Below are 10,023 nucleotides of genomic sequence, written 5' to 3' on the forward strand. Positions count from 1 at the left end.
ACGACTTTAGACGTCGTGCCCAGGGTCTTGCTGATTAAAATTGTGGCAGTGCTTTCCAGCTGCCATGATTTTGCCGCAACGCTGACATTTCACCTTTTATCTCAAACTGTTAGACGATCACGGCAAATTTCGAAGCGTCGTCATCTTTTGTTCGCGGAATGGGAACGGAAGAGCTAGACGAGCATTGTTTTGCGACGCGTCAACCGGTACGAGTCAAAAAATGACGCACTGCACCATAAATAATTGGCGGAGTAGCTGAAGTGTCACTTCTGCAAATCTACTGGCGAGCCCTCGGTTATCTCGCTGCCGACAGGAAACGCGTTGCGTTTATCTGCGGGGCGAATGTCACGCTTGCCATTATCGCCATCCTCGAGCCGATCATGTTCGGCCGGGTGATCGATGCCATTTCGGACCGCGGCTCGGTGTTCTCGACGCTCGCAATGTGGGCCGGCCTCGGCGCTTTCAATATCGTCGCCTTCGTTCTGGTGGCGCGCGGCGCCGACCGCTTTGCCCACCAGCGGCGCAGCGAGGTTCTTTGCCAGTCGTTCGAGCGCGTCATCACCATGCCGCTTGCCTGGCATCATCAGCGCGGCACCTCCAATTCCCTGCACACGCTTCTGCGGGCGGTCGAGACCCTGTTCAGCCTCTGGCTCGAATTCATGCGGCAGCACCTGTCGACAGCGGTCGCGTTGGTTCTGCTGGTGCCCACGGCGCTCAGCATGGATATCCGCATGTCGATGGTACTGCTGGCGCTTGGCGCGCTCTATGTCGGCATCGGACGGCTGGTGATGCGGCGCACCAAGGAAGGCCAGGCGGCCGTGGAGCGTCACTACCACAAGGTGTTTGCGCATGTGACCGACTCGGTCAGCAACGTCGCCGTCCTGCAGAGCTACAACCGCATCGGCCACGAGACCGAGGCGCTGAAGCACTACGTCAAGAATCTGCTCGATGTGCAGAACCCCGTGCTCGACTGGTGGGCAATGGCCAACGCGCTGCACCGCCTGTCGTCGACGATTTCGATGATGGTGGTGCTCTTGATTGGCGCCTATCTGGTGACGCACGGCCAGTTGCGCATCGGCGACGTCATCGCCTTTACCGGCTTTGCCACGCTGCTGATTGCCCGGCTCGACCAGATGTCCGCCTTCGCCAACCAGATTTCCGAGGCGCGCGCCAAGCTCGAGGAATTCTATCATCTCGAGGACTCTGCATCCGACGCCGCCGAGCCCGATGGGCTGCGCGATCTCGTCAACGTCACCGGTCATGTGCGTTTCGAGAATGTCTGCTTCGAGTTCGGCAATTCCGGGCAGGGCGTCGACGACGCGTCGTTCGAGGTCCAGGCCGGCCAGACCGTCGCCATCGTCGGCCCGACGGGCGCCGGCAAGACGACGCTCATCAACCTTCTGCAGCGCGTCTTCACCCCGTCCAGCGGCCGTATCCTGATCGACGGCATCGACACCCGCACGGTGACCCGCAAGTCGCTGCGCCATTCGATCGCCACCGTCTTCCAGGATGCCGGCCTGCTCAACCGCTCGATCGAGGACAACATCCGCGTCGGCCGCGCGGAGGCGACCTATGACGAGGTCCATGCCGCGGCCAATGCCGCCGCCGCGCAGGATTTCATCCTGTCAAAGTGCGAGGGCTACGACACGGTCGTCGGCGAACGCGGCGGACAGCTGTCCGGTGGCGAGCGCCAGCGCATCGCGATCGCCCGCGCCGTGCTGAAGGACGCGCCCATCCTGGTTCTCGACGAGGCGACCAGCGCGCTCGACGTCGAGACGGAAGACCGCGTCAAGGACGCCATCGACGAATTGCGGCGCGGCCGCACCACCTTCATCATCGCCCACCGCCTGACCACCGTTCGCGACGCCGATCTGGTCGTGTTCATGGACAAGGGCCGGGTGGTCGAGATGGGCGGGTTCACCGAACTGTCGCTGCGCAACGGTCGCTTCGCCAGCCTGCTGCGCGCCGGCGGCCTGCTCAACGACGAGGAGGTCCGCCGCCTCAGCCGTCCGGTGAACGAAGCCGCCTGAGCAGCGCGGCTTGCCTTCTCCCCTTGCGGGAGAAGGTGGCCTCGCGAAGCGAGGTCGGATGAGGGGTGCTCCAGCTTGGCGCAAATCTTCATCCAAATCCAGACTTCGGCGCACGGCGATCATTGGCGCCTCACTCCGTCCAGCATCCCTCATCCGGCTCGACGCTACGCGCCGATCCACCTTCTCCCGCAAGGGGAGAAGGGAAGACGTACCGCCGCTGCGGTTGCCGCAACTCCGCCGGCGGTCTATGTAAAGCCGCATGAGCGATACGACTTCACGCCTCTCCGGCTGGATGGACCTTGCCAACCCGACGCGGTTCGTCGGGCTGGCCGACAAGGTCGTGCCGTGGTTGGCGAGCGTCGCCGCCATCGTCCTCGGCGTGGGTCTCTATATGAGCTTCACGGCGCCTGAGGACTTCCAGCAGGGCATCACCGTTCGCATCATGTATATCCACGTGCCTTTCGCCTGGCTTGCCATGATGTGCTACACGCTGATGGCGGTCTCGGCACTGGGCACGCTGGTCTGGCGCCATCCGCTGGCTGACGTGGCGCTGAAATCGGCGGCACCCATCGGCGCCGTCTTCACCGCCCTTGCGCTGATCACCGGTTCGATCTGGGGCAAGCCGATGTGGGGCACCTGGTGGGTGTGGGACGCGCGGCTGACCTCGGTCTTCATCCTGTTCCTGATGTATCTCGGCATCATCGCGCTGACCCGCGCGCTCGACGATGCCGGGCGCGCCGCGTGGGCCGCCGCCATCATCACCCTGGTCGGCTTCATCAACATTCCGATCATCAAATTTTCGGTCGACTGGTGGAACACGCTGCATCAGCCGGCGTCGGTGTTCCGGCTCGGCGGCCCGACCATCGATCCAAGCCTGTTGTGGCCATTGCTGGTGATGGCACTCGGCTTCACCGTGCTTTTCTTCGCGCTGCACCTAACGGCGATGCGCACCGAGATCTGGCGCCGCCGCGTCATTTCGATGCGCCGGGTTGCCGCGAGACAGGCTAACTGACCGCCGTCGAGTTCCTTCGCGCCCCCCTCTGTCCTGCCGGACATCTCCCCCTCAAGGGGGGAGATTGAATGTCACGCATCGTTTCGCCAATCGCGAATGTTGAAAGAGAGGCGCTACCGGCGAAGCTACCGATCTCCCCCCTTGAGGGGGAGATGGCCGGCAGGCCAGAGGGGGGGCGCTGTCCCTCCAGCGTTTGAAGGATTTTGTACCTGAAGCGCACGCGCTGCAGCTGGACTCATCCCATCCGCCCGCGCGCCTTGACCGGGAGCGTCTCGATCACCGTCTCGCCTTCGACCAGATGCACCTCGTCGAACAGGTTGGTGACGACGCAGCAATGATCGGGCACGACGCGCACGCGCTCGCCGATGCGAAGCTCGGCGCCGCCTGACAGCGTGACATTGCCGTGCTCTTCGCTGAGGCTGGTCACCCTTGCGCCTGAAATGCCCAGCAGCTCGCCGAAATCGGCCAGCCCCAGCGTATCGCTGGACAGGGCCTTGCTGCCGGCGTCGAGGATGGCGCGTGTCGGCGTTGGGTGGCTGACCACCGTCGACAGCACCGTCAGTGCGCAATCGTCGAGGCTGCCGACGCCTTTGGCGACCTGGTAGCGGTCGAGATAGATGTAGGTGCCGGGCCGGTATTCGGTGACGACGCTATGCTCGCCGGAACGCCACATGTCGGGTGTGCCGCCGCTGGAGATGCGCTCGCAAGCAAGGCCGGCTGCGGCAAGTGCTTGCTGCGCATCGGCGAGCCACGCCTCGGTCTCGGCGGCGCGGCCAGCCCCCGGGTAGGTCATCAAGCCGCCGAAGACGAGCCCCCGGACCTTGTCGATCTCGCTCGCCAGCGCGACTGCCTCGCCGGCCGACTGCACACCGCAGCGGCCCATGCCGGTGTCGCATTCGACCAGCACCGGCAGGCGGTGGCCGGGATCGGTAAAGGTGGCGGCAAGTCCCATCAGCGTGTCCATGCTGTCCGTTGTCACCGACAGGGTTACGCGGCCGTGCAGCGCCTTGAGGCGCTCCAGCTTGGCCCGCCCGAGGATATTGTAGGGCAGAAAGATGTCGGTCAGTCCGGCGTCGGCCATGACCTCGGCCTCGCCGATCTTCTGGCAGGTGATGCCGACGGCGCCGGCCGCGATCTGCTTCTTTGCCCAGTAGGGCAGTTTGTGGGTCTTGATGTGCGGCCTGAGCTTCAGCCCGTGCCGGTCGGCATGGGCCTGCGCCCGCGCGATGTTGGCTTCGGCGCGGCCGGCATCGATCAGGATCGCCGGCGTATCGAGGTCGTCTATGCTGCGCATGGTCTCACCATCGGAAAATTGATTGACCTTATGGCCCTGATCGGACCGCATGTCATGGGGCCAGCGACAGCAGTTTGCATCGACACTGGATGGGCGTTCGGCTATTGCGGTTAGAGCAATTCCAGGAAAAGTGTGAAACGGTTTTCCGTCCGGAATTGCGTCCAAAAAAAAGATAGAGCGGTTCGGCGTTTCCGTGAAACGATGAACCGTTCTAGCGCTCGCAAAGCGACGGGAAGGAACCACGATCATGAAACGCTCCGCCATCAACGACATCATCCGCGACGCCGACGCCTTCATCCGCTCGTTCGGCTACATCATGCCGCCCTTCGCCTACTGGTCGCCGGAAGAGATGAAGGCGCGCCGGCAGGATTCGTCGGCAATCTTCTCGTCGCGGCTTGGCTGGGACATCACCGACTACGGCCAGGAGAAATTCGACGAGCTCGGCCTGTTCCTGTTCACCGTTCGCAACGGCCGCTACGAGGACATGAAGAAGGGCATGGGCATGCTTTATGCCGAAAAGATCATGATCTCGCGCAAGGATCAGCTGTCGCCGATGCACCGCCACAACATCAAGGCCGAGGACATCATCAACCGTGGCGGCGGCAAACTGGTGCTGGAGCTGTTCATGCATGATCGCGATGGCGGCATCGATCCGAAGGCCGAAGTATCGGTGCCTGTCGATGGAACCATCCACAGACTACCTGCGGGTGGACTGCTGAAGCTCGACCCAGGCCAGAGCGTCACTTTGCTGCCGGGTGTCTGGCATGCCTTCTGGGCCGAGGGCAAGGACGTGCTGATCGGCGAGGTCTCGACCGTCAACGACGATCTCACCGACAATGTCTTTCGCGAACCGATCGGCCGCTTCGCGGACATCGACGAGGATACAGCACCGCTGCATCTGCTGGTGTCCGATTATGAGAAGTGGGTGGGCTACGGCAGGGTGGCATTTGAACCGGCCTCATGAGAGGGGCTCATCAGGTTCGTCGGCGCCGCCCCTCATTGCCCTGCCGGGCATTTCTCCCCGTATAGTGACGGGGAGAAAGACGCTATCGCAGATGGTTTCGCAAACTGGCAGCGTTGCGGAATAGTGGTCGACATTGCGTCTATCTCCCTTCTCCCCGTCACTATACGGGGAGAAGGTGCCGGCAGGCGGATGAGGGGCAGCACCGATGCTTGTCGCTAGCTGCACCTGTTCGGCAACTGCTACCGCGCATGCTTGTCGGCCCTGCGGTTGCCCAGCAGCAGCTTGCGTTCGAGATGCGCCCGTAGCTCGCCGTAGTAAGCCGTCAGGAACGCGCGTGCGTCATGGGCTTGGGGTGCCGCGCCGATCTTGCGTCCGATCGTTTCGGCCACCGTCCGCAGGGCGAAATAGTCGTCGCGGCGCAGCACCTCCTCCAGCTTGTGGAGTTCGGCAATCCCGTAGGCATCGAGTTGGGCGTGGCTGAACCGGAAGGCGCCGGCCGCCGGATCCTGCCGTGCCGACAGGTCTTCAAGCAAGGCGCGCTTCGGCGCCTCGACCACCCAGGTTCCCGCCAACAGGTCGCCGATCCGCATGCGGTCTCGATTGAACAGCGGGAACAAGGCAAACAGCAGCGTCCACACCAGTCCGAACACCGTCGTCAGCGTGTCGGCAAGGTCGGTCCCGCTGCGTCCAACGATGATCGACAGCGGCAGGAACACCTCGATCTCGCGCATCAGGTTGCGGGCGATCACCTGGTCGATCGACAGGCCGTCTCCGCTGCGCGACGCGACCCGGATGCCGACGATCCGCTTGCCGGGCGTAGCCGCGCGCCGGCCCGCTTCGAAGACGATGAAGTAGGCGTTGCGCAGAAAGAAGATCAGGATGATCCAGACGACGAAGAGCGGCTGAAATCCCTCGCTGCCAAGGCCTCCCACCCCGAACAGCGCGACGATCGTGATCACGATTGCCGCCACGGCGATGAACACGATGTCGAGCAGGAAGGCGGAGGCCCGCGTGCCGGCGTCGGCCAATTTTATCCGGAGATCGACGCCTTCGGGCGTGATCAGCGGCCGTATAGCCGCGAAGGCGGCGCGTTTAACGATCGCCATGCCGCACCGCCCGGAACAGGTAGAAATAACCGATCCACAGCACCAGCATGCCACCGCCAATGCCGTAGCGCGTGACGTCGCTGGTGATGGTCTGCCTGCCAATGCCCTCGAGCAGCCCGGCAAACAGCAGCATGACTGAGACCCCGACCATGGCGTTCGCGGCGATGCGTCCGGCGCGAGCCGCTGCCGCCATGCGTGTCAATTCGCCGGGAAAGGCGATGCTGGTGCCGATGCGCATGCCGGCCGCGCCGGCCAAAGCGATCGCGAACAATTCGCTGGTGCCGTGGATGGCCAGCCAGCCGCCGAGCTCCATGCCAAGCCCCTTGGACCAATAGACTTGGAACAACGCCCCGATCATGCAGCCGTTGAACAGCATCAGCAGCACCGTCGGCACCGCGAAGGCGAAGCCAAGGGCGAAGGCCAGGATTGCGACCTGGACGTTGTGCGTGAACAGATAGGCGGCAAAGCCTGAGAGAAAGCCATTGTCGCCATCATAAAGCATGCCTCGCAGCAGTTCGGCCGAGGTGTCGGGGCCGCGGCCTCCTGCCAGGCCGGGCGGGATGATCGCGCCGAACCAGCTCTTGTCGGATGCCACCAGCCAGGCGCCTGCACCAATGCCGATCACCATCAGCGCGACCGACGCCAATGTCTCGCGCCACAGGTCGCGAATGGCTTCGGGCCAGTCATGCAGGAAGAAATCGGCGAGGCGCTGCCGCAGCCCGCGGCGCGCGCCGTAGAGATAGAAATAACCGCGCAGGGACAGCGCTTCGAGATAGCCGACCAGCGCATTATCGAGCGAGGTCGCGCGCGCCACCGACAGGGAAGACAGCGCCGATCGATAGAGCAGCGGCAGCGACAGCAGCTCCTCTTCGGAAAGCGTCCGCGGCGCACGCTTCTCGACACGCGCCAGCAGCGCCTCGAATGCTTTCCAGTCGGCCTCGCGCTCGCGGCGGAAGCTGGCTAGCGACTGGCGTACCGCGTCGCCGCGCATCGCATTGCCGCGTACCGGCGCCGTCACAGCAAATCCTCCTGCTTGAACTGCAGATAGCGCTCGACCAGCTCCGGACCGAGCCGGTTGTGGTCGGCTTCGATCACATGCGCCCCGAGCAGGCGCAGCCGGCCGATGACGACCTGCCTTTCGCGCAAGAGCCCTCCGGCAACGACCGCGCGGGCAACATCCTCGCCGGAGCGTGGCGGCAGGTCGGCCAGGCCCTCCAGTTCGGTGTCCTTCATCATCATGAACAGCACGAGATGCCGTTCGGTGAGCCGGCCCACGGTGCGCAGCATCAATTCCGCACTGATCGGATCGACGAAATCGGTGAAGATGATGACCAGCGAGCGGCGGTCGAGCCGCGCCGCCAGCGTCGTCAATGCCAGCGTGAAATTGGTCTCCTCGCTGGAGTAGTCGATCTCGGCGGCCCGTTTCTGGATCATCGCAAAGCTGGCGGGGCCGCGCACCGCGCCGCTCGAAACGCGCGGCCTTGCATCGAAGCCGAACAGGCTGACCATGTCACCGCCCTTCAGCGCGATGAATGCCGACAGCAGGGCGGCCGTCACCGCCCGGTCCACCTTCGGCACACCGTCGACCGGCTCGCACATCAGGCGTCCGCTATCGATGGCCAGCACGATGTTGTTGTTCTCCTCGATGCGGAACTCGCGCGCCAACAGCTTGCCGTGGCGGGCGCTGCGCTTCCAGTCGATCATCCGCCGGCCCATGCCCGGCTGGTAATCCTTGAGCGCGTCGAACTCGCGGCCTTGACCGGCGCGGCGCTGCGCATGGCCTTCGGCAAGCGCCGCATGTTGCAGCAGCGTGATCGCCTCGCCGCGAGCGCTGCTGACGTCGGGCAGCACCGCAACCTTGCTTTCCACCGGCAGGACGACCTGGTTCCAGACCAGCCCGAATGGCCCGCGCCAGCGCACCCAGAGACGGTCGAAGCTGGCGACGCCGCGCCGCAGCGCCTGGAAGCGGAGGAAGAGCGACCCGCCTCCGGCGGTTGGCAGCAAGGCGCCGCCGCTGCTGTCCACCGGCGCCAGACGCCCATCGTGGCCGACGCGAGCCTCCGCGGCGCGCGGCCCCGAGTGACGGGCGGTGATTTGCACGCCGAATTCCCCACCAACACCGACCTGCTGCGGCGCATCGATGCTGGCACTCAGCGATGCCCGTCCGCGTCCGGCCGCGGCATCCACCGCCAGGAAGGCAAGCAGCAGGCAACTCCACAGCAATCCCAGATACCAGAACGACGGCAATGCCAGCGCGACCAGGAAGGCCGGCACCGCGCCGGCCGCAGCTGCCCATACCGCTCGGCCGCTGGGATAGATCAACGTGGTGCTTCCGTCTGGTCGACCAGGTCGGAGACGATCTGCTCGACCAGCCGGCCATCGATCTGTGCCGCAGGCGAAAGGATGACGCGATGACGCAGCGCCGGCACCGCCAGCGCCTTGACGTCGTCGGGGATCACATAGGCGCGTCCGTCCAGCGCCGCCCGGGCACGCGCCGCCCGCGCCAGCATGGCGCCGGCGCGCGGACTGGCGCCGACTTCCAGATCGGCATTTTCACGCGTAGCCCGTACCAGCGCCGCTATATAGCCGACGACATCGTCGACAAGGGTGACGGAGCCGACCGTAGCGAGTGCCTCCTGCAGCGTCTCGCGGTCCGTCTGCGCCTCGATGCCATATTGCGCGATGTCGTGCGAGGCGGAGCCGCCGCCGTGATGGACGATGATGGCTCGTTCTTCCTCCGGGCCGGGATAGCTGACGCGGTGCTTGAACAGGAAGCGGTCGAGCTGCGCCTCCGGCAGCGGATAGACGCCCTGGTGCTCGATCGGATTCTGGGTCGCGACGACCATGAAATTGCGGCCGAGCGAATGCGTGGTGCCGTCGAAGGTGACCGCATGTTCCTGCATCGCCTCGAGCAGCGCGGCCTGCGTCTTGGGCGGCGTGCGGTTGATTTCGTCGGCAAGCAGGAGATCGCAGAAGATCGGGCCGCGCGTCAGCGTGAACTGCCCGGTCTGGAAGTTGTAGATGTTCGACCCGACGATATCGCCGGGCATCAGGTCCGGCGTGAACTGGATCCGCCCGTAGGCGATCCCAAGCGCCTGGGCGAAGCAGCGCGCCGTCATTGTCTTGGCCGTGCCCGGAGGACCTTCCAGCAGGATATGCCCGCCCGCAAACAAGGCGGTCAGCATCAGGTCGACCGTATCGTGCTGCCCGGTGATCGCCTTGGCCACTTCTTCCCTGATCCGTGTCGCCAGGGCCTTCACATCATCGACGTTCACCGAGCCTCCTTGCCGTCCAGTCATGCAGCCGTTCTGCTGCCTGTTGCATCTGCGTCAGATTCTTCGCCTCGCCGGCCGCTTGCGAGCGCGTCGTGAAGCCGCCAGCTTGCTCCTTATCGCGAGAGTCGAGCCAGTGGTCGAGCGCTTTGCCTTGCAACCCTTGCGGTGCCCCGAGCAGCGCGCCGGCGCGCACCCGCATCAAGGCCGCAAAGCGGCCTCCCAGCTCGTCCAGACGGCCGGCACGCCGCATGAGCATCGCCGTCCTATAAAACACACCCACCCTAGCCCAAGGAGTAGAACCGCGAGAGAAAATCCGCCGGCCACAACCGCCCAAAACGGGGG

Annotated in this window: 9 protein-coding genes; 3 read left to right on the forward strand and 6 right to left on the reverse strand. The window is 64.6% G+C overall.

Annotated features, from left to right (window positions below):
• Positions 1-260: 260 nt before the first annotated feature.
• Both NKI16_RS27850 and NKI16_RS27855 read left to right on the forward strand, forming a co-directional pair.
• Positions 261-2,030 (forward strand): glucan ABC transporter ATP-binding protein/ permease, encoded by a 1,770-nt coding sequence (locus NKI16_RS27850; protein ID WP_352625042.1) that lies wholly within the window; start codon positions 261-263, stop codon positions 2,028-2,030.
• 259 nt (positions 2,031-2,289) lie between these two features.
• Complete coding sequence (locus NKI16_RS27855) at positions 2,290-3,042, forward strand: heme ABC transporter permease (protein ID WP_352579848.1); 753 nt, start codon at positions 2,290-2,292, stop codon at positions 3,040-3,042.
• Between the two features lie 235 nt (positions 3,043-3,277).
• Here the strand turns inward: NKI16_RS27855 and NKI16_RS27860 are convergent, their stop codons facing one another.
• A complete protein-coding gene (locus NKI16_RS27860) occupies positions 3,278-4,336 on the reverse strand; it encodes a D-TA family PLP-dependent enzyme (RefSeq protein ID WP_352625046.1) in 1,059 nt (352 codons plus the stop codon).
• Between the two features lie 247 nt (positions 4,337-4,583).
• Between NKI16_RS27860 and NKI16_RS27865 the strand changes: the two genes are divergently transcribed.
• The gene (locus tag NKI16_RS27865; protein ID WP_352625043.1) at positions 4,584-5,300 is read left to right on the forward strand and encodes a D-lyxose/D-mannose family sugar isomerase; all 717 of its coding nucleotides are present in this window, start codon (positions 4,584-4,586) and stop codon (positions 5,298-5,300) included.
• 239 nt (positions 5,301-5,539) lie between these two features.
• Here the strand turns inward: NKI16_RS27865 and NKI16_RS27870 are convergent, their stop codons facing one another.
• The 5 genes from NKI16_RS27870 to NKI16_RS27890 form a co-directional block, all read right to left on the reverse strand.
• A complete protein-coding gene (locus NKI16_RS27870) occupies positions 5,540-6,328 on the reverse strand; it encodes an RDD family protein (RefSeq protein ID WP_352457151.1) in 789 nt (262 codons plus the stop codon).
• Between the two features lie 64 nt (positions 6,329-6,392).
• Positions 6,393-7,424: a stage II sporulation protein M gene (locus tag NKI16_RS27875; protein ID WP_245274615.1), complete on the reverse strand. Its 1,032-nt coding sequence runs from the start codon at positions 7,422-7,424 to the stop codon at positions 6,393-6,395.
• Positions 7,421-8,728, reverse strand: coding sequence for a DUF58 domain-containing protein (locus NKI16_RS27880; RefSeq protein ID WP_352625045.1), 1,308 nt, complete (start codon positions 8,726-8,728; stop codon positions 7,421-7,423). The genes NKI16_RS27875 and NKI16_RS27880 overlap by 4 nt, the downstream gene beginning before the upstream one ends.
• Positions 8,725-9,681 (reverse strand): AAA family ATPase, encoded by a 957-nt coding sequence (locus NKI16_RS27885; RefSeq protein ID WP_292661489.1) that lies wholly within the window; start codon positions 9,679-9,681, stop codon positions 8,725-8,727. The genes NKI16_RS27880 and NKI16_RS27885 overlap by 4 nt, the downstream gene beginning before the upstream one ends.
• Complete coding sequence (locus tag NKI16_RS27890; RefSeq protein WP_352923922.1) at positions 9,668-9,937, reverse strand: hypothetical protein; 270 nt, start codon at positions 9,935-9,937, stop codon at positions 9,668-9,670. Before NKI16_RS27890 ends, NKI16_RS27885 begins: the two co-directional genes overlap by 14 nt.
• Positions 9,938-10,023 lie beyond the last annotated feature (86 nt).

Origin of the sequence: Mesorhizobium sp. M0698 (assembly GCF_040320455.1) — a bacterium.
GTDB lineage: Bacteria > Pseudomonadota > Alphaproteobacteria > Rhizobiales > Rhizobiaceae > Mesorhizobium.